The following is a 25,139-nucleotide window of genomic DNA, read 5'->3' as shown; positions in this document are numbered from 1 at the left end:
GACGGTGGTGCCGAGCCATGCTCGGCATTGGCTTTGCCGGCAATGCCCCTGCCGAGCATGGCTCGGCACTACAAAGGCCCCCCAAAAAAGCCCCGGCAGTGCCGGGGCTTTTCTATCAGCGGTCCTTCTGGATCGCGTGCACCTTGTGCTGCGCGATGTACTCCTTGGACTGTTCGTCCAGCTTGTCACCGAGCATGCGCCGCACGCTCACGAAGAACAGCGGAATCAGCAGCACGCCGATCACGGTGGCGAACAACATGCCGCCGATCACGCCGGTACCCAGCGAGTGACGGGCATTGGCGCCGGCACCGGTGGAGATGGCCATCGGCAGCACACCGAGGATGAAGGCGAACGAGGTCATCAGGATCGGGCGGAAACGCAGGTGCGCCGCTTCGATGGTGGCTTCGCGCAAGGTCTTGCCGGCAGCACGCTGCTCCACCGCGAACTCGACGATAAGAATCGCGTTTTTCGCCGCCAGGCCAATCACCGTCACCATGCCGATCTTGAAGTACAGATCGTTCGGCAGGCCGCGCAGCAGCGAGAACACCACCGCACCGAGGATGCCGATCGGCACCACCAGCAGCACCGAGACCGGGATCGACCAGCTTTCATACAGCGCGGCAAGGCACAGGAATACCACCACGATCGACAACACCATCAGCAGCGTTGCGGCGTTACCGGCGAGGATTTCCTGATAGGACATGCCCGACCAGTCGAAGCCGAAGCCCACCGGCAGGTCGTCATGCACCAGTCGCTCCATCGTGCTCATGGCCTGGCCGGAACTGCCGCCCGGCGCCGGCGCACCGACGATGTTGACTGCCGAGTAGCCGTTGTAGCGGTTCAGTGCCGGCGGTGCATAGATCCACTCGGACTTGACCACCGCGCTGAGCGGGATCATCGCCGGCTGGCCGGTTGTATCCTTGCTCAGCGAGCTCGGGACGAAATAGCTGTTCAGCGATTCCGGGCCGGTGCGGTAGGCCGCGTCGGCCTGCATGTTGACGCGCTTGATGCGGCCGCCGTAGAAGAAGTCGTTGACGTAGACCGGCGCCAGCATCATCTGGATGGCGGTATACACATCATTGACCGATACGCCCATGGCCTGGGCCTGCACGCGGTCAACCTTCAACTGCAGCTGCGGCGCGTTCTCCAGGGTGTTGGGGCGTACGCCGACCAGCGACTTGTCCTGGCTGGCGGCTCCCAACAAGGTATTGCGCGCATCCATCAAGGCATCCTGGCCTGCGCCGGTACGGTCCTGCAGCCACATGTCGAAGCCGCCGAACTGACCCAGGCCCTGCACGGTTGGCAGGTTGACGAAGAAGATCTGCGCATCCTTGATGCCGTAGGCCTTCTGGTTCATTTTCTGGATGAACTCGGGCGCGGTTTCCTTGCGCTCGCTCCAGTCCTTGAGGCGGACGAAGGCCATACCCACGTTCTCGCCGGCACCGATGAAGCTGAAGCCGGTGATCTGCATCAGGCCTTCAAAGGCTTCCTCGTCCTGCAAGGTGCCCAGCAGCTGATCGAACACGGCGCTGGTACGGGTCTTGGTGGCACCCGGCGGCAACTGCACGATGGCCAGCGCATAGCCCTGGTCTTCTTCTGGCAGGAAGCTGCCCGGAAGGCGGGTGAACAGGAAGCCGCACAGTACCAGCAACAGGGCGAACACCATCAGCCAGCGCGGGGCGTGCTTGATGACGCCGCCGACGGTGCCGACATAGCTCTTCTCCAGCTTGCCGTAGTACTTGTTGAAGGTGCGGTAGACCCAGTTCGGGTTGTCGTTGTGGGTCGGCTTGAGGAAGGCCGCACACAGCGCCGGGGTGAAGGTCAGCGCCAGCAGGGCGGAGAACGCCATCGCCATGGCGATGGTCAGTGCGAACTGCTTGTAGATCTCACCCGAGGCACCCGGCTGCAGCGCGGACGGAATGAACACCGCTGCCAGTACCACGGTGATGGCCACCACCGCGCCGGAGATCTGGCCCATGGCTTTCTGCGTCGCCGGCTTCGGATCGAGTTTTTCCTCGGTCATGATGCGTTCGACGTTTTCGATGACGACGATGGCGTCATCGACCACGATGCCGATCGCCAGCACCATCGCGAACAGGGTCAGCTGGTTGATGGTGAAGCCGATCGCCAGCATGCCCATGAAGGTGCCGAGCAGGGCCACCGGGATGACCAGGGTGGGGATGATGGTGGCGCGGAAGTTCTGCAGGAACACCAGCATCACCAGGAACACCAGGATGATGGCCTCGACCAGGGTATGGACCACTTCCTCGATCGAGATGGTGACGAAGGTGGTGCTGTCGTAGGGGGTGAACCAGCTCACGCCGGGCGGGAAGCTCGGGGCCAACTCATCCATCTTCGAGCGCACGGCCTCGGACACGTCCAGTGCATTGGCACCCGGCAGCAGCTGGATGGCGAACACCGCCACCGGCTTGCCGTTGTACTTGGTGTCGAAGCCGTAGTTGGAGGCGCCAAAGGAAACCGTGGCGACATCCTTCAGCTTGACCACGCTGCCGTCGTTGTTGGCCCGCAGGATGGTGTTCTCGAACTCTTCCGGCGAGCTGTAGCGGCCTTCGGCGGCCACGGTTGCGGTGAAGGCCTGACCGTTGGGAGCCGGGTCGCCGCCGACCGAGCCGGCAGCGAACTGCAGGTTCTGGGTGCCGATGGCGTTGTACACGTCGGTTGCCGACAGGTGGTAACCCTGCAGCTTTTCCGGGTTCAGCCATACGCGCATGGCGTACTCGGAACCGAACTGCTGGGTGCTGCCGACGCCGGGCACACGCGAAACCTGTTCCAGCACGCGCGCGCCAACGATGTCGTTCAAGGCATCGCGGTCGACGGTGCCGTCATCCGAACGCACGCCGATGGCCATCAGGAAGCCGGCGTTCGCCTTGGCCACCACCACGCCCTGTTTGGTCACTTCCGAGGGCAGGCGCGGCGTCGCCAGTGACACCTTGTTCTGCACCTGCACCTGGGCGATGTCGGCATCGGTGCCGCTGTCGAAGGTCAGGGTGATGGTGACGCGGCCGGTGGAGGACGACGACGAGCTGAAGTACATCAGGTTGTCGATGCCGGTCAGCTGCTGCTCGATCACCTGGGTGACCGACTTTTCCGCGGTGGACGCGCTGGCGCCCGGATAGTTGGCGGTGACCGTCACCTGCGGTGGCGCCACGCTCGGGTAGGACTCGATACCCAGGTTGAGGATCGAGATCACGCCGCCAAGCGAGATCAGGATCGCCACCACCCAGGCGAAGACGGGATGCTCGATGAAAAATTTAGGCATGACGGAGTCCCGTTATTCCTTCTTCGCCGGGGCTGCCGCAGGCGCGCCAGCGGCGGGCTTGGCGGCATCGGGCTGCCAGGGCTTGGCCGTGGCCGGTGCGCCTTCCTTGACCTTCTGTATGCCCGAAACAATGACCTGGTCACCAGCGGCCAGGCCGGAGGAGACCAGCCAGTTGCCGCCCTGCTGGTTGTCCAGGGTGACGTTCTTGCGCACGACTTTGCCGTCCTTGCCGACGATCAGCACGTAGCCGCCCTGGGTATCGCGCTGTACCGCCTGCTGCGGCACCAGGAAAGCGTTGTGGCGCTCGCCCAGGTTGGCCTTGAAGCTGACGAACGAGCCCGGCAGCAGGATGTGGTCCGGGTTGGGCAGCTGCGCACGCAGCGACACGGTGCCGGTGGCCGGATCAACCGTGGTCGAGGAGAAGTCCAGGGAGCCTTCGTGCGCGTAGGCGCTGCCGTCGGGCAGGTTGACCTGCACGGTGGTCTTGCCGTCCCCAGCCAGTGCCACTGCGCCCTTGTCCTGGGCCGCGCGCAGCAGGCTCAGCTCGTCGGCGGTCATCGAGAAGTTCACGTACAGCGGGTCGATCTGATCGACGGTGGTCAGCAGGGTCACATCGCCCTGGCCGACCAGCGCACCTTCGGTGACCTGCTGCTTGCCGGCCTGGCCGGCGATCGGTGCGCTGACGCGGGCATAGCCGAGGTTGATGCGGGCGGTGGTGACCGCGGCTTCGGCCTGCTGCACAGCGGCGGCGGAGGAGCGCTCAGCGGCTTCGGCACTGTCCAGGTCGGACTTGGACACATAACTCTGCGGCGCCAGCGAACGGGCACGGGTGGCGGTGGCGCGCGCGTTGGCATACGTGGCGCGGGCCGAGGCCAGTGCACCCTCGGCGGAGGCCAGTGCGGCCTGCAGTGGTGCCGGGTCGATCAGGAACAGCACCTGGCCTTCCTTGACCGCGCTGCCTTCTTCATAGACGCGCTTCTGCAGCACGCCGGCCACGCGGGCGCGGACGTCGGCGGAACGGAACGGCGACAGGCGCCCCACCAGTTCGCGCTGCAGCGGCAGGGTCTGCGGTTTGGCGTCGACTACGCCAACGTCCTGCGGGGGCGGTGCGGCTTGCTCCTGCGGTTTCTTACAGGCGGCAAGGCTCAATGTCGCTGCACAGGTGAGAGCGAGGAGACGGAGTGGGGCGGTCATCAGGAGAAACTCCGGGTGTTGTTTTTATTTGGAGCTGCGGCGGCGTGGTGCGTGCAGGCAAAGGCACGCAGGAAGCCGTCGGTGGCAAATTCGGCCCAGCGGCGACGCTCTTGTGGATCATCGCGGTAGGGGGTGTGAAAGCGCTGTCGTTCAAAATCCTGGCCTGCGATCATGCTGATCAACAGCTCGGCCATGAACTGCGGGTCGTCATGCTTGAGGCGACCGCGCTGCATCTCGGTTTGCATCCATTCAGCGACATGGTTGCGGAGGGCTTCGTTGCTTCCCTGGTACATGAACTGCGCTTCGTCGCGGAACTCATGCACGCTGGCACCGATCAGCTGCGCGGTGCGACGGACATTGGGCTTGTTGCGATGCTCGAGGTAGCCGATGGCGAAGTCCAGCACGGTCTCGTGCAGTGGCTTTTCTTCACATACGGATAACGCCGCCGTCGCGGTGGATACATGCAGCTGCATGGCCTGCCGCAGCAGCTCGCGTTTGCAGCCGTAGCGGCTGTAGAGCGTCTGCTTGGAACAACCCGCCGCCGCCGCTATCGAATCCATACTCAGGTGTATGCCTTGTTGGGACAATAGCTCACGCACTGCTTCGAGCACGCGCTGGTCACGCGCGTCGGTTGGCGCGGAGGTGGCAGAGGGGGTTTGCATAAGCGGTGGACTATACCGTCCAGTTCAGAAACGCCGCAACGTAATTCGTCTTTCACTGTGCCCGGTGAGCGAATGAGATTCAGGTGGCGGACATCGTTTGCGGATCGTGTAGCAGTAAAACCATGGCTGTTGCTACCGCTCGCCAGAAAATTGCGATGCAGATAATGCGGCCCTGCAGCAAGGTTCTTTTTGTTACCAGCGATACAATCGCGGTTTCTCCAAACGAGCAACACCCAAAGCTCTGCCATGAAATCGCAAAACAGTGCTGCCAAGTCCGCAAAGACGAAATCCAAACCAGCTGTGAAGCAGAACATCGCGGAAGCTGGCCTCTCGCTAGAACCGGTATTTGCAGCCTTGCGGAAGCGTTATCCCGCTGCGGCCGCACAGGCGCAGGCAGTGGCTTTTGCTACGGCGTTCTACAAGCGCATGGAAGCCGATGAGTTCACGCTGCACTCGGCCGATGATTGGGCGGTGCTGGCTGCGGGCATGCTGGAGTTCGCCCGTACCCGCAAGCCGGGCAAGGCCAACGTGCGCGTGTTCAACCCGACGCTGAAGGCTGACGGTTGGGAATCGGCACATACCGTGCTGCAGATCGTCAACGACGACATGCCGTTCCTGGTGGACACGGTGACGCTGGCGCTGGCCGAGCAGGGCATCGGCGTGCACGTGCTGGGCCATCCGGTGATCAGCATCGGCCGCGACAAGGCTGGCAAGCTGACCGGCGTGGGCGAGGGCAAGCTGGAATCGGTGATGCTGCTGGAGATCGATCGCCAGCCGGCCGATGCGCTGGATGCCGTTGCCAAGCGCGTCAGTGGCGCGCTGGAAGACGTGCGCGCCATCGTCAATGACTGGCAGCCGATGACCGACAAGGCGATGGCGCTGGCCGACGACCTGGGCAAGCGTCCGTTGCCGGTGAGCAAGGCCTCGCGCGCCGAGGCACAGGAGTTCCTGCGCTGGGCCGCTGACAACCATTTCACCTTCTTCGGCTACCGCGAATACAAGGTGGAGAAGAAGGGCAAGGAAGAAGTGCTGGTCGCCCAGAACGGCACCGGCCTGGGCCTGATGCGTGGCAAGGACACGATGGTCGCGCGCCCGGTCAAGGGACTGGCCGCCGAAGGCCTGAACGCCACCAGCAGCCTGCACGACGCACTGATCCTGACCAAGACCAATGCCCGCTCGCATATCCACCGCGGCGGCTACATGGACTACATCGGTGTGCTGGAATTCGACGCCAAGGGCAAGATCATCGGCGAGCAGCGCTTCCTCGGCCTGTTCACCTCCAGCGCCTACAACCGCCGCCCGTGGGAGATCCCGCTGGTGCGCCAGCGCTATGAAAACGTGATGGCACGCTCGGGCCTGAGCCTGTCCAGCCACAGCGGCAAGGCACTGCGCCACATCCTGGAGTCGCTGCCGCGCGAAGAACTGTTCCAGTCCAGCGAGGACGAACTGTTCCGCACCGCCATGGGCGTGCTTGGCCTGCAGGAGCGCGTGCGTAGCCGCCTGTTCCTGCGCCGCGACAAGTTCAGCCGCTTCATCTCGGCGCTGGTGTTCCTGCCGCGCGAGCGCTTCAACACCGACGTGCGCCTGCGCGTTGAAAGCATGCTCAAGGATGCCCTGCAGGGCGAATACGTCGACTCCAGCGTGGTGCTGGGCGACTCGCCGCTGGCCCAGGTGCACCTGATCGTGCGTCCCAAGGCCGGGCAGAGCCTGGAGCTGGACGTGGAGGGAATGGAGAAGCGCCTGGCCCACGTGCTGCGCAACTGGCAGGACGATCTGCGCGAAGCACTGGTCGCCAGCCACGGCGAAGGCGAAGGCCTGCGCATTGCCTCGCGTATCGGCAAGGCACTGCCTGCCGGTTACATCGAGGACTCCAGCGCTGAAATCGCCGCGGCCGACGTCGCCCAGCTGGATGCATTGACCGGTCCGGACGATCTGCGCCTGAGCCTGCAGGCAATCCGTCGTGACGAGGTCGATGGCCTGCGCCTGAAGCTGTACCGCCAGCTGGAAGACATTCCGCTGTCCGACGTGCTGCCGATGATGGAGAACATGGGCCTGCGTGTGATCGCCGAGCGCCCGTACAAGCTGATGGTCGACGAAGCGCCGGTCTACGTGCAGGACTTCGAAGTCGAATCCACCATCGGTGCGATCGACCCGGCCAGCGCCAATGCCTCCTTCAGCGATGCCTTCGCCCGCGTCTGGCACGGCGATGCCGAGAACGACGGCTTCAACCGTCTGGTGCTGGGTGCCGGTCTGGATTGGCGCCAGGTGTCGATGTTGCGTGGCTACTGCAAGTACCTGCTGCAGATCGGCGTGCCGTTCTCGCAGGCCTACGTGGAAGGCACCTTCAACCGCTACCCGCTGCTGGCGCGCCTGATCGTGGAGCTGTTCGAAGCCCGCTTCGAGCCGACCCCGTCTGCTGACAAGGCGGTGCTGGACGCGCAGCTGGCGCAGTTCAAGCAACTGGCCGGTGACGACGCTGTCACCCTCAAGCTGCTGGACGGCGTGGTGAAGGCGCGCAAGAGCGACCGTGCCGCGCGCATGGCGCTGGTCCACGAAGTGCTGATCAAGCTGCTCGACGGTGTGTCCAGCCTGGATGAAGACCGCATCCTGCGCAGCTTCATCGGCGTGATCGAAGCCACCCTGCGTACCAGCTACTACATGGTGCGCAAGGACGGCGTCCGCGCCGATGGCGGCCCGGCTGACTACATCAGCTTCAAGTTCGACGCCGCCAAGGTGCCGGACCTGCCCAAGCCGCGCCCGTACCGCGAAATCTTCGTGTGCGGCCCGCGCGTGGAAGGTACCCACCTGCGCTTCGGCCCGGTTGCCCGTGGTGGCCTGCGCTGGTCGGACCGTCGCGAAGACTTCCGCACCGAGGTGCTGGGCCTGGTCAAGGCACAGATGGTGAAGAACACCGTGATCGTGCCGGTCGGCTCCAAGGGCGGCTTCTTCGCCAAGCAGCTGCCCGATTCGGCGGTGGACCGTGATGCCTGGTTCGCCGAAGGCGTGGCCTGCTACAAGCGCTTCATCAACGGCCTGCTGGACATCACCGACAACATCGTCAACAACAAGATCGTGCCGCCGCAGGGTGTGGTGCGTCATGACATGGACGATCCGTACCTGGTCGTCGCTGCCGACAAGGGCACCGCCACGTTCTCCGACACCGCCAACGGCATCGCCCGCGCGCACGGTTTCTGGCTGGACGATGCGTTCGCCTCCGGTGGCTCGGTCGGTTACGACCACAAGGGCATGGGCATCACCGCACGCGGTGCGTGGGAGTCGGTCAAGCGCCACTTCCGTGCACTGGGTCGTGATTGCCAGAAGCAGGACTTCACCGTGGTCGGTGTCGGCGACATGTCCGGCGACGTGTTCGGCAATGGCATGCTGCTGTCCGAGCACATCCGCCTGGTCTGCGCCTTCGACCACCGCCACATCTTCCTCGACCCGAACCCGGTGGCTGCCAGCTCGTTCAAGGAACGCGCGCGCATGTTCAAGGTGCCGCGCTCGAGCTGGGCGGACTACGACAGCAAGCTGATCAGCAAGGGCGGCGGCATCTACCCGCGCTCGCTCAAGTCGATCGAGATCACCCCGGAAGTGCGTGAAGCACTGGGCATCGACGCCAGCGTCAAGGCGATGAACCCGACCGACCTGATCAATGCCGCGCTGAAGGCGCCGGTTGACCTGCTGTGGAACGGCGGCATCGGCACCTACGTCAAGTCGGCGACCGAGACCAATGCCGATGTCGGCGATCGCGCAAACAACGGCCTGCGCGTCAACGGTGGCGAGCTGCGCTGCAAGATCGTGGGCGAGGGCGGCAACCTGGGCATGACCCAGCTTGGCCGCATCGAGGCCGCGCAGGTTGGCGTGCTGCTCAACACCGACTTCATCGACAACTCGGCCGGTGTGGATACCTCCGACCACGAAGTCAACATCAAGATCCTGCTCAACGACGTCGTGCGCGCCAAGAAGCTCACCGTGGACCAGCGCAACAAGCTGCTGGCCTCGATGACCGACGAGGTGGGCGAGCTGGTGCTGATGGACAACTACCGCCAGAACCAGGCACTGAGCCTGATGGAGCGGATGAGCAGCAAGCGTCTGGGTTCCAAGCAGCACTTCATCCGTACGCTGGAGAAGCAGGGCCTGCTGGATCGCCAGATCGAGTTCCTGCCGTCCGACGCCGAGCTGTCGGCACGCAAGCTGCGTGGCCAGGGCCTGACCCGTCCGGAACTGGCGGTGCTGCTGTCGTACTCCAAGATCGTCGCCTTCCAGCAGCTGCTGGAGTCTGACATCCCGGAAGATCCGTACCTGTCCAAGGAGCTGCTGCGTTACTTCCCGCAGCCGCTGCAGAAGAAGTACGCCGACGCGATGGAGCGTCACCGCCTGAAGCGCGAGATCATCGCCACGGCCGTGACCAACCAGACCATCAATCGCATGGGCGCCACCTTCCTGATGCGCATGCAGGAAGACACCGGCCGCACCGTGGCCGAGGTCGCCAAGGCCTACACCATCAGCCGTGAAACGCTGGACGCACGTGCACTGTGGACGCAGATCGACGCGCTCGACGGCACCTTGCCGGAAGCAGTGCAGGTGGATGCACTGGAAGTGATCTGGAAGCTGCAGCGTTCGTTCGTGCGTTGGCTGCTGACCCGTCCGGGCGCGATGCCGGGCATCACCGCTGCAGTGGACCGCTACCAGGGCCCGTTCAACGACATCCGTGTCGCCTCGGGCGTACTGCCGGATTCGCAGCGCCCGGCCTATGAGGCCAGCGTTGTGGCATGGAAGGAGAAGGGCTTGCCGGCGGCGTTGGCACAGCAGCTGTCCGAACTGCAGTTCCTGGAGCCGGCGTTCGACATCATCGAACTGGCGCGTCCGCGCAAGCTCAAGCCGGTGGACGTGTCCAAGGTCCACTTCCGCCTGGGCGAGGCCCTGCAGATGCCGTGGCTGTTCGAGCAGATCGACGCGCTGGAGGTCAACGGTCGTTGGCATGCGGTTGCCCGTGGCGTGCTGCGCGACGAGCTGGCTGCACACCAGCGCACGCTGGCCGGCCAGGTGCTGTCGATGAAGGGCGCCACTGCCGAAGCCAAGGTGGCTGCGTGGTTGGGCCGTGATGACAGCGGCCTGCGCTTCACCCTGGCGATGCTGGCCGAGCTGGCCGAGCAGAAGACGCTGGATTACCCGACGGTGTCGGTGGCGGTGCAGCGTTTGGGCCAGTTGGCGGCGCACGGCGCTTAAGTCGGCAGGTTGTTGGTTTTTGGAGAACGGGCCCTTTGGGCCCGTTTTCTTTTGGAAAAATCAAGAGCTTGTCCTCACCCCAACCCCTCTCCCGCGCGCGGGAGAGGGGCTAGCGATCTGCGAGCGCGAGCACCGCCTGCAATCGCAGCTTCAGCCCCTCTCCCGCTTGCGGGAGAGGGGTTGGGGTGAGGGCGGCTTCGCACTACTGCTCTAGCTTTTGCCCGCAACTAAAGCACCAGTCAGCACACCAGCAGGTTATCCTCGCCCTCCAAGCCGAACCGAAGACGCGCACGTGTCCCCACGAATCGCATTCCTCGCCAGCACTGTCGAGGCCGCACAGCAAGCCCGTGTCAGCCTGGCTGCCCGCTACGGCGATCACAACCCGGAAGACGCGGACGTGATCTGCCCGCTCGGCGGCGACGGCTTCATGTTGCAGACCCTGCATCGCCACGGCGGCAAGGGCAAACCGGTATTCGGCATGAAGCTGGGCACCGTCGGCTTCCTGATGAACCACCATCGCGAAGATGATCTGATCGAGCGCCTGGCCTTGGCCGAACCGGCCTACCTGCGGCCGTTGGAAATGATCGCGCAGACCGAATCAGGCACCACCACCGGCTCGCTGGCCTATAACGACGTGTCACTGCTAAGGCAAACCCGACAGGCCGCGCATATCGGTATTGACCTCAATGGCCAGCAACGGGTGGAAGAACTGATCTGCGACGGTGTGCTGGTCTCCACGCCTGCCGGCAGCACCGCGTACAACTACTCCGCGCATGGCCCGATCCTGCCGTTGGGTTCGAACACCATCGCCTTGACCCCCTTGGCGCCGTATCGCCCGCGACGCTGGCGTGGCGCCATCCTCAAGGCAGAGACCGAAGTGCGTTTCCGCGTGCTCGACCCCTACAAACGCCCGGTCAGCGTCACTGCCGATTCGCATGAAACCCGCGATGTGGTGGAAGTGACCATCCGTGAATCGCGCGAGCGCCAGGTGACCTTGCTGTTCGACCCCGAGCACAACCTCGAAGAGCGCATCCTGAGCGAGCAGTTCATGGTCTGAAGGACGGAATCGCAGCAGCGGGGCCGCTTCCGGGTAGACTGGGTCCCGTTCCTTGATCGTATTGGGTTCATCATCCATGGGTGACAACACTCCCCGGCTTCTCACCGTTGCGGTTACTTCGCGCGCACTGTTCGATCTCGAAGAAGGCCACGCCCTGTTCGAACGCGAAGGTCTGGAGGCCTATGCCGCCTACCAGCGCGCGCACGAGGATGATGTGCTCAAGCCCGGCGTTGCCTTCCCGGTGGTGCGCAAGCTGCTGGCGCTCAATGATGGTGCGCCGGTGGAGACGCCGCGCGTGGAGGTGATCCTGCTGTCGCGCAATTCCGCCGATACCGGCCTGCGTATCTTCAACTCCATCCAGCATTACAAGCTGGATATCGTGCGGGCGACGTTCACTGCTGGTGAACCGACCTGGCCGTACGTCAAGCCGTTCGGTACCGATCTATTCCTCTCGGCCAACCCGGACTCGGTGCGTCGTGCGCTGGTCAACGGCATCGCTGCTGCGACCATCTTGCCGCAGAGCGCGCAGGAGGTAGCCGCTGCTTCGGCCGCCGCAACCGATACCGGTCGTTCCAAGACCCAGCTGCGCATCGCCTTCGATGGTGACGCGGTGATCTTTGGCGACGAGAGCGAGCGTATTTCGCGCGAGCAGGGCGTGGAGGCATTCGGCCGCCACGAACGCGAGCGTGCGCACGAGCCGCTCAGTGGTGGCCCGTTCCGCAACTTCCTGTCGGCATTGCATGCCTTGCAGGCGGCATTCCCGGCCGGCGAAGCAGCCCCAATACGCACCGCGCTGGTCACCGCACGTTCGGCACCCGCGCACGAGCGCGTGATCCGCACCCTGCGCGAATGGGGCGTGCGTCTCGATGAAGCGTTGTTCCTCGGCGGCCGTCACAAGGGCCCGTTCCTGGAAGCCTTTGGAGCCGACATCTTCTTCGATGATTCACAGCACAACATCGACAGTGCACGTCAGCACGTGGCTGCTGGCCATGTGCCGCATGGTGTGGCCAATCCCGACTAATCCTGCGGTTTGTTGTGGGAGCGGCGTAAGCCGCGAAGCAAGCAAACTGTCCGGCAGCAGGCACGATGCAATCGCAGTGATCTCAGCGATTCTTGCCTGGTCAGCTTCGCGGCTTACGCCGCTCCCACAATCCGGCGTTCGCGTGGCGTTGCAGCCCTACATTCCCCACATGCTAGGATGAAGCCGCTTTCGCGGGTTCCAAGCTGAACCAGCGGTAATCCTGCCGCGTCCTGATCTGCACGAATGCAGCAGATCCCTCCCGCACTGCACCCACCCGGTGATCCAGGGGCGGGGCCTGTTCCCCGACCGGTAGCGTCATGTACCTGCCATTCCCTTTCGCGCTGCCTTGCGTGGCGGCCGGGTGTTTCGCGCGCCGCGCGGGACTGGACGCATTGTCTCTCCTGCACGGCGCATAACGCGCCCTTGCGCAGTGCCGTCGCGTTTACGCGATGGCAGCTACACAGGAGAAACAACCCGAATGACCATGCGTATCGCCATTCTTGGAGCCGGCCCGAGCGGCCTGGCGCAACTTCGTGCCTTTGAATCCGCCCGTCGAGGTGGGGCTGAAGTGCCAGAGATCGTCTGCTTTGAAAAGCAATCGGATCTCGGTGGGATGTGGAACTACACATGGCGTACCGGGCTGGATGCTTATGGCGAACCCGTGCATGGCAGCATGTACCGCTACCTCTGGTCGAATGGCCCGAAGGAAGCGCTGGAGTTTGCCGACTACAGTTTTGAAGAGCATTTTGGCCGCCCGATCGCCTCCTATCCGCCTCGTGCCGTGCTGCGCGACTACATCATGGGCCGCATCGAAAAGAGCGGCGTGCGTGATCAGATCCGCTTCAACATGGCGGTGCAATGGGTCGACTACTCGGAAGAAACCGAGCGCTTCACCGTCACCGTCCGCGACCTGAAGAAAGACGAGCTGCTGACCGAGGAATTCGATCGAGTGATCGTTGCCACCGGACATTTCTCCACCCCGAATGCGCCGTTCTTCGAGGGCGTGGATCGCTTCCCCGGCCGCGTGTTGCATGCGCATGATTTCCGCGATGCCTGCGAATTTTCTGGCAAGGATCTGCTGCTGGTGGGGAGCAGCTATTCGGCCGAGGATATCGGCACGCAGTGCTACAAATACGGCGCCAAGTCGGTGACCTTCAGCTATCGCAGCGCGGCAACCGGTTACGACTGGCCGGCTGCCTTTGAAGAAAAGCCCTTGCTGCAGCGTGTTGAAGGCAACACCGCGCACTTCATCGATGGCAGCAGCAAGGACGTGGATGCGATCGTGCTGTGTACCGGTTACCAGCACCATTTTCCGTTCCTGCCCGATGCACTGACCCTGCGCACGCGCAATCGCCTGTATCCCGGTGATCTGTACAAGGGCGTGTTCTGGATCGACAACCCGAAGCTGATTTACTTGGGTATGCAGGACCAGTACTACACCTTCAACATGTTCGATGCGCAGGCCTGGTATGCGCGCGATGTCATCCTCGGCAGGATCACGCTGCCGGCGGGCGATGCGATGCGTGCGGACAGTGACGCCTGGTTGGCGCGTGAGGAGGCGACGACTTCGGCGGCGCAGGACATCGACTTCCAGACCGAATACGTACGCGATCTGCTTGACGCCACTGACTACCCGGACTTCAACGTCGAGGCTGTGGCCACGCTGTTCAAACAGTGGAAGCACGACAAGAAGGACGACATCCTCGGTTATCGCAATTACAGCTACCGCTCCGTGCTGACCGGCACGTTGGCGCCGCTGCATCACACCCCGTGGATGCAGGCGATGGATGATTCGCTGGAGGCTTTCCTCGCCGACAGCGTGATCGAGGAGCAGCCACGCAGGATTGCCTGATGGAGATGGCGCCGGTCAGCCCGGCGCCTGTCCCAGTGGCAACAGGATATTGGTCAGTCGCCAGCGCAGCCCCTGGCGACTGAGTACGAACACGACTTCGCGCCCGTCTTCCAGGTGGGTCGTGGCGGTGTAGCGCGACAGCGATTCGTAATGGCCGGTGGTATTGGCCAGCGGCTTGGCCGGCGAGGGCGGCGCCCAGGTATCGCCGCCGACGGTATCGCCGATGGCCCGCTTCCACAGGCTGTCGCCCTGCAGCAGGGCGGCAATGCCCAGCGGGGTGACGAAGGTGTCGACACCTGCGCCGGTGAGGTTGCCGGCCACGCCCAGCGCGACCTGGCCGAACAGACTCGACTGCATGTCGCTGCCGGCGCGGCGCACGATGTAATCGTTGATCTGCGCCTTGATGTTGACCCGCACCGCGCCGAAGTCGACGTGTCGCGCCAGCTTGCCGGTGTCACGCTGTTCGATGGCCTGGCTGATGCCGCGGATCGCCAGATAGGGGCCGCCGATCACGTAGGCGGCCAGCAGCACTGCGATGGCGGTGACGGTGGCGAGTATCCACTTCTTCATTGCGTTGCTGTCCTCGGGATCAGGGATGTGCGGGGATGCTGGCTTCGGCCCAACGGCGCAGCATCACCAGGGTTTCGGCCCAGGCCTGGCTGCAGAAGCCCAGGTACTCGCTGTCGCCGTTCCAGCCCAGGTGATGGAATTCGAGCACGGTCATTGGCTCGCCTTCGTGCGGCAGCCCGCGCCAGGCGCCTGGGCTGGCCCGGCGTGACAGGTCGAAGCGGATTTCGGTGCCGGTCCAGGCCGAGGCCGGGCTTTGTGGCGGGTGGCGGCTGATCACTTCCCAGCGGATGCAGCGCTCGGGGATGATCTCCAGCAGCTTCAGCGCGACCACGCCATGGCCGGAACCGGGGTTGTGGCTGATCACGGTGTCGCCGTCGATGACCGATTGCTGGTGCGGTATCCACCAGCGGCTCAGTCCCTCGGCGCTGGCCAGGCCGCTATGGACGGTGGCCAGCGGGGCATCGATCCAGACTTGCAGGTGGATGCTGGTCATGGCGGCTTCCTGTCGAAGGTTGCCGCCAAGCGTGCCGCAAACCAGGTTGGTTTGCGTGAAGCCCGCGCCAATCAGAATTCCAGGTCCAGCGCGGCGCACAGGTAGTCGACGAACGGGCCGAGTGCGGCCAGGTCCTTGGCCAGGGTCTGGCGCAGGCGCGGGCCGGTCATCACCTCGTCGTCCAGCGAACGCCACAGCACCCAGTTGCGGTGCTTGAGGTCGTCGATGAACTCGAAATCGGCCGGGAAGCCGCGCGGCGGCCGCACCAGCTTTTCGCTGCTCTCGAACTCGTAGCGCTTGCGCGTGGCTGGCGCATGCGCGGCGGCCTTCCAGCTGCCGGGGTTGTCGAGGATGAACTGGCGCAGGCGGCGCTGTACGTCCGGCTCGGGGTGCCAGATGCCAGCACCAACAAAGCTCTCGCCCGGTGCCAGGTGGATGTAATACGACGGCGCCGGTACCTGCTTGCGACGTTCGTGGAACAGGCGAGCCCCCTGCCAGGTCTTGTACGGCGCCTTGTCGTGGGAGAAGCGCGAGTCGCGGTAGATGCGGAACAGCGAGCCACCAACAGTGCGCGGATCGGCCTGGAAATGCGTGCTGACTTCGCTCAGGTCTGGCTGCAGGTCGGTGATCAAGCGCAGGAAGGGCTGGCGTACATGGTCTTCGTACTGCTGCTTGTGCTCGGCAAACCAGGTTTTGTCGTTGTGGCGTGCCAGCCCGCGCAGAAACTTGAAGCTGGCATCGCTGAAATACTGGGTCATGGTGTGTCCTGCAGGGTATGGCGCCACTGGTCCAAGGCATCCAGCAAGGCCAGTGAGTCCGGGTTGTCCTTGTGTTGCTCGCGCAACTCGGCGATCTGCGCGATGTACTCGGGCAAGGTCTGCTCGGCCATGCCCGGGGTGGAAAAGCGCTGCTGACGATACGCATCCCAGCGTGAGCGCGCGGTGGCGTCCAGGGTTTGCGGGTGGTTGCGGGCGCGGTAGCGGAACAGCAGCTCGGGCAGGCGTGGGTCGCGGAAGCGCTGTTCCAGCTCGGCCAATGCTTCCGGCGGTGCAGTGCGCACCTTGCTGAGCAGGCCCTTGTCACCTTCGGCCAGGAAGCCGTCATACAACGAGGCATCGGCGTCGATCGGACCGTCATTTACGCGCTCACGCGCGAACACCTGGCGGGCCTTCTCGGCCAGCTGCGGGGCGAGTGCGCGCAGTTTCGCAGCCTTGGCTTCAATCACCGCAGGATCGATGGCCAGACGCTCGAAGTCGGCCTCGCGCAGGTGATTCCATGCAACCAGCGCCGGTACCTTGTTGAGGTGGACTTCCTTCAGCGGAATGCGCTGCTGGTCTTCGGGCAGGTCGGCGGCACGGGTATACAGGCGCGCGGTGATCTCTTCCACCGACAACTCCAGCAGCGGTTCGATATCACCTTCCAGATCGAACACGATGACCCGGTTGTTGATATGCGGATGACGTGCCAATGGCAACACCGGTGCGGCGCATAGGCGGCTGGCCGGGTAGCGCATCGAGATATGCAGTACCGGCTCCAGCGCCACCACGTCGAGCAGGCTGCCGACATAGCGTTTGTCGCGCAGGCGCAGCGCGTAATCCCACATGCGTGGCTGTGCCTCACGGAAGCGCCGGGCCATGCCGATGGTGGCGTAGACGTCGGACAGCGCCTCGTGGGCATCGCCTTCGCGCACATCATTGGCCAGCGCTAGATGTTCGAGCTTGAACGAGGTGGCGCCGTCTTCGCGCTTGGGCCAGTTGATGCCATCCGGGCGCAGTGCGTGCACCAGCCGCAGCATGTCGAGCAGGTCCCAGCGCGAGTTACCGCTGCGCCACTCGCGCTCATAGGGATCGTGGAAGTTGCGGAACAGGCCGTAACGCACGAACTCATCATCGAACCGCAGCGTGTTGTAGCCAAGCGTGCAGGTCTGCGGCTTGCTCATCAATTCGTTGATGCGGGCGAAGGCCTCGGCCTCGCTGACACCTTCGGCCAACGCATGCTGCGGGGTGATGCCGGTGATCAGCGTGGCGATCGGCGAGGGCAGCAGGTCGTCGGCCGGTTTGACGTAGAAACTGACCGGTTCGTCGATGATTTTCAGGTTGGCGTCGGTGCGCACTGCGGCGAACTGGGCGATGCGGGTGCGGCGCGGGTCCTGGCCAAAGGTTTCCAGGTCATAGAACAGGAAGCTCTCGGCCATCAGTGCGCTCCTTCCAGTACCGGCAGGCGGTCGTGGATTACCTGCTCCAACCCGGCCCAGTCGATGTTGTCGAGCGAGTCGTGGCCGACGGTGGCGTCGGCCAGGATGGTCTGCTGCAGGCGGGTGCGTTCAAGCGCGACTGCATACGGCGTGTGCAGGAAGGTGACCATCGTGTAATGCGGCACGAAACGGGTGGGCCAGCGCGCCTGCAGCGCCTGCTCCAGCTCGCGCTGCAGCAGGTAGCTCGGGTCGGCGACGCGGTCGCGCATCTCCAGATAATTGTCCAGGGCCATCTGCTGGATGGCGGCGGCATTGGGTTTGCGCTCGGCTTCAAAAGCGGCGAAGGCTTCTTCGGTGCCGGGATACTCGGCCAGGCAGCGTGCCAGCACCACGCAGTCTTCGAACGCGCAGTTCATGCCCTGGCCGTGGAACGGCACCATCGCATGCGCAGCGTCGCCGATCAGCACGGCCTTGCCGCGCTGATGCCAGCGTTCCAGGTACAGCGTGCCGAGCAGGCCGGGTGGATGCTGTTCCCAGTCGGCGCGCAGGTCCGGTATCAACGGCAGCGCATCAGCGAAGTCGCGCTGGAACAGTGCTTCTGCTTCCGCACCATTGCGCACCGTTGCGAAGCTGGGCTCGCCCTCATTGGGCAGGAACAGGGTGACGGTGAAGGTGCCTTCATCGTTGGGCAGGGCGATGCACATGTAGTTGCCGCGCGGCCAGATATGCAGTGCATTGGCTTCGATCTGGAAGCTGCCGTCGGCGGCCGGTGGGATCTCCAGTTCCTTGTAGGAGTGATCGAGGAACTCAATGCGCTCGCCCAAGGGCAGCTTGCGGTTCATTGCCGCACGCAGCGCCGAGCCGGCGCCATCGGCACCGATCAACGGTGTGTTGAAGTGGATGTCGTGCGGCTGGTCGTCGCGGTCATCGATGAAGCGCGCATAGCCTGCATCGAAGTCCACGGTGTGCAGGCGACGATGGAAATGCACGGTTGCACCGGCTTCTTCGGCCAGCTGCAGCAAGGTGGTGTTGAGGTCCTTGCGGTGCACCGACCAGATCACTTCGCTGTCATCGCGGCCGTAGCGCTGCAGGTCGGCCGCGCCTTCGCGCGGGTGCACCATGCGCCCGCGCATCATCACCGCCTTGGCCATCACTTCGTCTTCGACGCCGGCCTGGCGCAAGGCATTGCGGCCGCGTTCGGCCAGTGCGAGATTTATCGAGCGACCGGACTCGTAGTCGGCGATGCGCGGATCACCGCGCCGTTCGTAGATGGTGATCTTCCAGCCCTGCCGCGATAGCAGGATGGCGAGCAGGGAACCGGCCAGGCCGGCGCCGATCAGGGTGAGACTGCGTGGGGTGGGGGTGTTCAAGTCACAGTATTCCGTTGGTCAGACGCCAGCCCAGGTTTCCACTTCGTCGACGAAGCGGTAGACATCGCTGTAGCGGTTGTACAAAGGCGTGGGCGAGATGCGGATGACATCGGGCTCGCGCCAGTCGCCGAGCACGCCGACCGATTGCAGGTACTCGAACAGCGAGCGGCCCTGCGCGCGACCGCCGGCCACGCGCAGCGACAACTGGCAGCCGCGGCGCTCGGGTTCGGCAGGCGTGATGATCTGCAGCACATGATCCAGGCGCGCACGCACCATGGTTTCCAGGTAGCCGGTGATCTTCAGCGATTTGGTGCGCAGTGCGTCCATGCCGGCCTCGTCATACAGCGCCAGCGATGCTCGCAGTGGAGCCAATCCGAGCACCGGCGGATTGCTCAGCTGCCAGCCTTCCGCGCCCAGCTCGGGCACGAACTCCGGTGCCATCTGGAAGCGGGTGGCCTGCTCATGACCCCACCAGCCGGCGAAGCGCGGCAACGAGGTGTCCCTGGCGTGGCGTTCGTGCACGAAGGCGCCAGCAACCGCACCCGGACCGGCATTCAAGTATTTGTAGTGGCACCACACCGCGAAATCCGGCGCGACATCGTGCAGGTTCAACGGCACGTTGCCGACCGAGTGGGCGAGATCGAAGCCGATGTTGGCGCCGTGCGCACGAGCGAGGCGGGTGATCGCATCGAGGTCGAACACCTGGCCGGTGCGGTACTGCACGCCCGGCCACAGTACCAGCGCGACACGCTTGCCGTGTTCGCTGATGGCCTGCTCGATGGCCTGCATCGAAATGGTGCCGCTGGCTTCGTCCGGCTGCACCTCGATCAGGTCGGTGGCCGGGTTGAAGCCATGGAAGCGGATCTGTGCCTCGACCGCATGGCGGTCGGTCGGGAAGGCGCCGGCTTCCATCAGGATCGCCGGGCGCTCGCTGCTCGGGCGGTAGAAGCTGACCATCATCAGATGCAGGTTCACGCTCAGCGTGTTCATTGCCACCACTTCATGCGGCAGCGCGCCGACCACGCCGGCCAGCGAATCGCGCACCAGGCGGTGATAGCTCAGCCATTGCGTCGGGCCGGTGAAATGGCCTTCGACGGCGATGCGGCCCCACTGGTCCATCACTTCCTGCACCATCGCCTGCGCGCCGCGTGGCTGCAGGCCCAGTGAGTTGCCGACGAAATAGGCTTGATCGGTGCCCTGGTGCTGCGGGATCAGGAACTGGCTGCGCAGATGGCGCAGTGGATCGGCAGCATCAAGTGCGGTGGCGTGGGCGGGTGACAGCGTTTCGTTCATCGGTGCGGACACGTCGAGGATGTACCCGCAGTGTAACCGCGCCCGACCACTCAGGCTTCTGGCGTGACCGGTCTGGGCAGTGGATGTACGGCGCCGCAATGTGTGCAGGTACGGTGTTCGGTCGAGTCATGGAACCGGTCGAAGACCTTGGGTAGATCGGTCTCGATGTTCTTCAGGTGGAAGAACTCCTCGTAGATCTTGTGATTGCACTGCTGGCAGAACCACATGAAGCCATCGAGCTCATGGTCCAGGCGCTTGCGCTCGACGACCAGGCCGATCGAACCGGGCATGCGCTGCGGCGAATGCGGCACGCGCGGTGGCAGCAGGAAGATCTCGCCGGCGCGGATCGGGATGTCGCGAACCGCGCCGTCTTCCTGCACGCGCAGCACCATTTCGCCTTCCAGCTGGAAGAACCATTCCGGGCCCTCGTCCCAGTGGTAGTCGTTGCGGCTGTTCGGGCCGGCAACCACCATGACGATGAAGTCACCGTTCTCGATCATCTTGTTGCCGACCGGCGGCTTCAGGAGATGGCGGTGTTCTTCGATCCAGCCGAGCAGGTTCAGGGGTAGGGGGAGCATGCGGGGCCTTTGTGGTGGCGATGCAGTTGCTGTATTCCCTTCTCCCTTCGGGAGAAGGTGCCCGAAGGGCGGATGAGGGTTGGTTGTGCGTTGAGCGCGGACCTACCCTCACCCCAACCCCTCTCCCGCAGGGAGAGGGGCTCTCAATCTCAGTGCCTTTTGCCCTTCCGCGGCACAAACGACAGCGCCTTCTCATACGCCGGCTGCAGCTCTTCCGGCGAACCCACATCAATGCCCATCTCGCTGACCCGGCCGTCGCGCAGGCTGTAGACCCAGCCGTGCACCATCAGCTTCTGGCCGCGGGCCCAGGCGTCCTGCACGATGGTCGAGCGGCAGGCGTTGACCACCTGCTCGATCACGTTCAACTCGCACAGGCGCGCGTGGCGCAGCTCCGGGTCGTCGATCTGCGACAGGATGTCGTCGTGCTTCTGGGCGACATCACCGACGTGGCGCAGCCAGTTGTCGGCGAGGCCGACACGCACCTTGTTCAAGGCCGCATGCACGCCGCCGCAGCCGTAATGGCCGACGATCAGGATGTGCTTGATCTTGAGCTGGTCCACGGCGTACTGGATCACGCTCAGGCAGTTCAGATCGGTGTGCACCACCACGTTGGCGATGTTGCGGTGGACGAAGATCTCGCCCGGCGCCATGCCGATGATCTGGTTGGCCGGTACCCGCGAATCGGAGCAGCCGATCCACAGGTATTCCGGACTCTGCTGCTTGGACAGTTGCTGGAAGAACTCGGGATCTTCCTTCTCGATCCGGTCCGCCCATTCGCGGTTCTTCTGCAGCAGGTTGTGGATGTCTTTCATGGTGAAGCTTCCCTTGCGATCTTGAGGGGGAGGGCGCTGCTGCGCGTTTGCACGGCAGCGTCGCGGGAAACGGGGCGCGGCTCAGGCATCAGGCTGGTCGCCGTGCTCACTGCGATACAGCTGCATCCACTGCGCCAGTTCGCGGGCGTCAGGCGTGTCCAGGGCCTGCAAGGCCTCGATCACCGCCAGCTGGTTTGCCTGCGGGTGGTTCTGGCTCAGCTTCAGCTTGATCTGGATCTGCTGCACGTCCAGGCGGAAGCCTACGATGGCGCGCAGCGATGGGGCGTGATCGTCCAGGCTGGGGTCAAACTGCCAGTCCTGGCCTACCCTGGCCTCGAAGAAGTTGCTGGTGTCCGATAGCAGCCGTGCCAAGCCCGCCGTGTCATCGAAGCGGTGCAGTTCGCCGATCAGTTCGGCGGCAGCGTAGTTCCAGGTGGGGACGCGCGCCGCGCTTTCCTTGTCCGGGTACCAGCTGGCCGAGACATAGCCCTGCGGGCCGTTGACCAATACCTTGGCGCGGCCGAGCTGGCGGGACTGTTTGTTGGCCTTGGCCCAATGGCCGATCAGTTCGACCTTGTGCCCTTCGCGCCGGTACAGCACCGGCATGCGGGTCAGTTCGGGCAGGCCGTCGTCGCCGGTGGTCAGCAGGGTCACGAACGGGTCGCGCGCCAGCAGGCGGTCCAGCCAGAGCAGGTCGGTTTCGACGAAGGCGCGCTGGGCGAACACGAAAGGCCGCTTAGACCCGGGTGCCGAGCAGCTGCACCATGCGCTCGCGCAGCGTGTCGTCGTCGCCCTGCGGCGGGCTCACTTCGTGCAGCGAGAAACCACGATGCAACGCGTCTTCTTCGTCCAGGCCGTCAAAGGCCACGAACTCGGCGTCGAACAGCTGTGCGCGAGCGGTGTCTTCGCTGTCGTAGCTCAGCGTGTTGCCATCGCTGTCCAGGATTTCAGCAGTGCCGCCTGGACGGACCCGCAGGCGCGCCCAGATCAGGGTGCCGCCGAGCTGTGCCAGCCACCACTGGTCGGGAGTGTTCTCGAAATCAGTCATTTCATTACCTGCGAAAAAAGCCACAACAGCAGTGCCATGCCCAGTCCGCCGAGCATCACCAGCAAGGCGATGCGGGCGGGTGTGGCCAAGCCGGACAGCGAGCGGTCGGCGATACCGGTGAAGCCGCGGCCCAGCAGCCAGCGCAGGCACTCTGGTTTGAGAAAGGCGCCGGCACCGAATTCGGATGCCAGCGCCGGATGCCGGTCGCGGATATGGACCAGCGTCAACGGCCAGAAAATCAGGAAGGCGCTGAGGCCGGCAATGGCCACGCCGACGAAGCAAAGAGCGAAGAACAAGGTCAACGGCGCCGCCTCCTGTTACTGGATCAGATGAATCAGTACTCCGCCGAACCCGGTGCGCGCGGGTAGGGGATCGCATCGCGGATGTTGGACAGGCCGCAGACGTAGACCACCAGGCGCTCGAAGCCGAGGCCGAAACCGGCATGCGGCACCGAACCATAGCGACGGAAATCGCGATACCACTGGTAGTGGTCCGGATCCAAGCCGAACTGCGCCATGCGTGCGTCGAGCACGTTCAGGCGCTCTTCGCGCTGGCTGCCGCCGATGATCTCGCCGATGCCCGGGGCCAGCACGTCCATCGCGGCGACGGTCTTGCCGTCGTCGTTCAGGCGCATGTAGAAGGCCTTGAAGTGTTCCGGGTAGTTGGTGACCACCACCGGGCGGCCGACGTGCTCCTCGGTCAACCAGCGCTCGTGCTCGGTCTGCAGGTCCAGGCCCCACTCGACGGGGTAGTCGAACTTCTTGCCGGACTTCTGCAGCAGGCTGATCGCGTCGGTGTACTCGATGCGCTCGAACGGTGCGTTGACGAAGGCTTCCAGGCGGGTGATGGCGTCCTTCTGCACGCGTTCGGCGATGAAGGCCATGTCGTCGGCGCGCTCGTCGAGCACTGCGCGGAACAGGTACTTCAGGAAATCCTCCGCCACACGTGCGTTTTCGGCCAGGTCGGCGAAGGCGATTTCCGGCTCCACCATCCAGAACTCGGCCAGGTGGCGGGTGGTGTGGCTGTTCTCGGCGCGGAAGGTCGGGCCGAAGGTGTAGACCTTGCTCAGTGCGAGGCAGTAAGCCTCGACGTTGAGCTGGCCGGACACGGTCAGGAAGGTTTCCTTGCCGAAGAAGTCACGGCTGAAGTCGATCTGGCCATCGCTGGTGCGGGGCAGGTTGGCCATGTCCAGCGTCGAGACGCGGAACATCTGGCCTGCGCCCTCGGCATCGGAGGTGGTGACGATGGGCGTGCTGATCCAGTAGAAGCCGTTCTCGTGGAAGTAACGGTGCACGGCCTTGGACAGGCAGTCGCGGATACGGGTGACCGCGCCGAACAGGTTGGTGCGCGGGCGCAGGTGCGCCACCTCACGCAGGAACTCCGGCGACATCGGCTTGGGCTGGATCGGGTAGGTCAGCGGGTCTTCGACCCAGCCAACGATTTCAAGGCTCTGCGCCTGGATCTCGAAGCTCTGGCCCTTGCCCTGCGACTTGACCAGGGTGCCGGTGGCGATCACCGAGCAGCTTGGGGTCAGCTTCTTGATGTCTTCGAAATTGGACAGGGCTTCGGTGGCCACGACCTGGATCGGGGCAAAGCCCGAGCCATCGCTGACGTTGACGAAGGCCAGTCCAGCCGAGCCGCGCACCGTGCGGACCCACCCGCGGACTGTGACTTCTCCGCCTTCCGGGAACTTCCCGGCAAGGGCGTGTGCAACGCTGACCACCGTCATGACTTGAATCCTCTGTTGATCGACTCGATCTGTGAATGCGAGATTTTAGCGGTTCAACACCCGGGCAGGCGAGCATTTATCAGCGCTTGCAGTCCGGCGGACCGCCTCCATCTATAATTGGACCGTAATTCTGCTGGAGTCGCCCCACCATGGCTGTTCATCTGACCCCCATCGCCCATTCCCGCGTGCAGCGCTTCGTCAGCGGCACCCCGGGTGCGCTTGGCCTGCGCTTTGGCGTGACCCGCACCGGTTGCTCGGGCTGGGGCCATGTCACCGACCTGGCCAAGGATGAGCGCGAGGGCGACACCGTATTCGAACAGGATGGCGTGCGCATCTACGTGGACGCGCAGAGCCTGCCGCTGGTGGATGGCACCGAAATCGACTTCGGCAAGCAGGGCCTGAGCGAGACGTTCACCTTCAAGAATCCCAACGCAGCGGCCGAATGCGGCTGCGGCGAGAGCTTCACCACCGACGACATGCACCGCTAAGAAAAGCGGTGGCTGGGCTTTTGTGGGAGCGGCATAAGCCGCGAAGCAGGTCCGATGTTGGGGCCGGAAAAGCAGGAATCCCAGAAGGCCTCCCCTAGTAGAGCCGAGCCATGCTCGGCTGGAGCATTCCCGGCGATATCCGGGATTGTGCATGAGGCCCCTGCCGAGCATGGCTCGGCACTACAGCTGCTGGTTTTGCCAGGAAAGCCCCTTGCCGAGCATGGCTCGGCACTACGGGCTGGTTTTGCCAGGAAAGCCCCCTGCCGAGC

The 25,139-nt window shown here is 64.1% G+C and carries 19 protein-coding genes and 1 pseudogene; 5 read left to right on the top strand and 15 right to left on the bottom strand.

Annotated elements, in window-relative coordinates; translation table 11 throughout:
- Window positions 1-115: 115 nt before the first annotated feature.
- The 3 genes and pseudogenes from AC13FW_RS12750 to AC13FW_RS12740 all read right to left on the bottom strand — a co-directional run bounded on the left by AC13FW_RS12750 (window position 116) and on the right by AC13FW_RS12740 (window position 5,136).
- Window positions 116-3,280, bottom strand: a complete 3,165-nt coding sequence (locus tag AC13FW_RS12750; protein WP_482989291.1) for a multidrug efflux RND transporter permease subunit — start codon at window positions 3,278-3,280, stop codon at window positions 116-118.
- Window positions 3,281-3,304: 24 nt separating this feature from the next.
- A pseudogene (locus tag AC13FW_RS12745) lies at window positions 3,305-4,474 on the bottom strand (efflux RND transporter periplasmic adaptor subunit); the annotation flags it as partial.
- Entirely contained in the window at window positions 4,474-5,136 is a 663-nt protein-coding gene (locus tag AC13FW_RS12740; protein ID WP_482989290.1) for a TetR/AcrR family transcriptional regulator, read from the bottom strand. The pseudogene AC13FW_RS12745 and the gene AC13FW_RS12740, both read right to left, overlap by 1 nt.
- 246 nt (window positions 5,137-5,382) lie before the next feature.
- On the opposite strand from AC13FW_RS12740, the gene AC13FW_RS12735 reads away from it, so the two are divergent.
- The 4 genes from AC13FW_RS12735 (at window position 5,383) to AC13FW_RS12720 (ending at window position 14,295) form a co-directional block, all read left to right on the top strand.
- A complete protein-coding gene (locus AC13FW_RS12735; RefSeq protein ID WP_482989289.1) occupies window positions 5,383-10,365 on the top strand; it encodes an NAD-glutamate dehydrogenase in 4,983 nt (1,660 codons plus the stop codon).
- Between the two features lie 292 nt (window positions 10,366-10,657).
- Entirely contained in the window at window positions 10,658-11,422 is a 765-nt protein-coding gene (locus tag AC13FW_RS12730; RefSeq protein WP_481534585.1) for an NAD kinase, read from the top strand.
- Window positions 11,423-11,498: 76 nt separating this feature from the next.
- Window positions 11,499-12,443: a 5'-nucleotidase gene (locus tag AC13FW_RS12725; protein ID WP_062166142.1), complete on the top strand. Its 945-nt coding sequence runs from the start codon at window positions 11,499-11,501 to the stop codon at window positions 12,441-12,443.
- Between the two features lie 478 nt (window positions 12,444-12,921).
- On the top strand, window positions 12,922-14,295 hold the full coding sequence (locus tag AC13FW_RS12720) for an NAD(P)-binding domain-containing protein (RefSeq protein WP_482989288.1): 1,374 nt from the start codon (window positions 12,922-12,924) through the stop codon (window positions 14,293-14,295).
- A 15-nt stretch (window positions 14,296-14,310) separates the two neighbouring features.
- Here AC13FW_RS12720 and AC13FW_RS12715 read toward each other — a convergent pair whose 3' ends face one another.
- The 12 genes from AC13FW_RS12715 to asnS all read right to left on the bottom strand — a co-directional run bounded on the left by AC13FW_RS12715 (window position 14,311) and on the right by asnS (window position 24,382).
- Window positions 14,311-14,865 (bottom strand): DUF2939 domain-containing protein, encoded by a 555-nt coding sequence (locus AC13FW_RS12715; RefSeq protein WP_482989287.1) that lies wholly within the window; start codon window positions 14,863-14,865, stop codon window positions 14,311-14,313.
- 19 nt (window positions 14,866-14,884) lie between these two features.
- Complete coding sequence (locus AC13FW_RS12710) at window positions 14,885-15,358, bottom strand: SRPBCC family protein (RefSeq protein ID WP_482989286.1); 474 nt, start codon at window positions 15,356-15,358, stop codon at window positions 14,885-14,887.
- Between the two features lie 71 nt (window positions 15,359-15,429).
- Entirely contained in the window at window positions 15,430-16,116 is a 687-nt protein-coding gene (locus AC13FW_RS12705; protein WP_282266112.1) for a DUF2461 domain-containing protein, read from the bottom strand.
- Entirely contained in the window at window positions 16,113-17,552 is a 1,440-nt protein-coding gene (sbcB, locus tag AC13FW_RS12700) for an exodeoxyribonuclease I (protein ID WP_482989285.1), read from the bottom strand. Before sbcB ends, AC13FW_RS12705 begins: the two co-directional genes overlap by 4 nt.
- Complete coding sequence (locus AC13FW_RS12695) at window positions 17,552-18,922, bottom strand: FAD-dependent oxidoreductase (protein ID WP_482989284.1); 1,371 nt, start codon at window positions 18,920-18,922, stop codon at window positions 17,552-17,554. The genes sbcB and AC13FW_RS12695 overlap by 1 nt, the downstream gene beginning before the upstream one ends.
- An 18-nt stretch (window positions 18,923-18,940) precedes the next feature.
- Complete coding sequence (gene kynU / locus AC13FW_RS12690; protein WP_482986956.1) at window positions 18,941-20,215, bottom strand: kynureninase; 1,275 nt, start codon at window positions 20,213-20,215, stop codon at window positions 18,941-18,943.
- 50 nt (window positions 20,216-20,265) lie between these two features.
- On the bottom strand, window positions 20,266-20,793 hold the full coding sequence (locus AC13FW_RS12685; RefSeq protein WP_482989283.1) for a 3-hydroxyanthranilate 3,4-dioxygenase: 528 nt from the start codon (window positions 20,791-20,793) through the stop codon (window positions 20,266-20,268).
- A gap of 149 nt (window positions 20,794-20,942) precedes the next feature.
- On the bottom strand, window positions 20,943-21,605 hold the full coding sequence (gene can / locus AC13FW_RS12680) for a carbonate dehydratase (RefSeq protein WP_296246133.1): 663 nt from the start codon (window positions 21,603-21,605) through the stop codon (window positions 20,943-20,945).
- Window positions 21,606-21,686: 81 nt separating this feature from the next.
- Entirely contained in the window at window positions 21,687-22,331 is a 645-nt protein-coding gene (locus tag AC13FW_RS12675) for an FMN-binding negative transcriptional regulator (protein WP_482989282.1), read from the bottom strand.
- 10 nt (window positions 22,332-22,341) lie between these two features.
- Complete coding sequence (locus tag AC13FW_RS12670) at window positions 22,342-22,653, bottom strand: hypothetical protein (protein WP_282266095.1); 312 nt, start codon at window positions 22,651-22,653, stop codon at window positions 22,342-22,344.
- Complete coding sequence (locus tag AC13FW_RS12665; RefSeq protein WP_481566441.1) at window positions 22,650-22,955, bottom strand: hypothetical protein; 306 nt, start codon at window positions 22,953-22,955, stop codon at window positions 22,650-22,652. The genes AC13FW_RS12670 and AC13FW_RS12665 overlap by 4 nt, the downstream gene beginning before the upstream one ends.
- Window positions 22,956-22,987: 32 nt before the next feature.
- The gene (asnS, locus tag AC13FW_RS12660; protein ID WP_481534577.1) at window positions 22,988-24,382 is read right to left on the bottom strand and encodes an asparagine--tRNA ligase; all 1,395 of its coding nucleotides are present in this window, start codon (window positions 24,380-24,382) and stop codon (window positions 22,988-22,990) included.
- Between the two features lie 149 nt (window positions 24,383-24,531).
- Here asnS and AC13FW_RS12655 point away from each other — a divergent pair, with 149 nt between their 5' ends.
- Window positions 24,532-24,870 carry a HesB/IscA family protein gene (locus AC13FW_RS12655; RefSeq protein WP_282266089.1) on the top strand — a complete coding sequence of 113 codons (339 nt, stop codon included), beginning with the start codon at window positions 24,532-24,534 and terminating at the stop codon, window positions 24,868-24,870.
- The last annotated feature ends 269 nt before the right edge of the window (window positions 24,871-25,139 follow it).

The sequence above is a fragment of the Stenotrophomonas sp. 21LCFQ19 genome (genome assembly GCF_056861425.1).
Note: the sequence above shows the minus strand (reverse complement) of the source record. Positions and strands in the feature narration are given on the sequence as shown.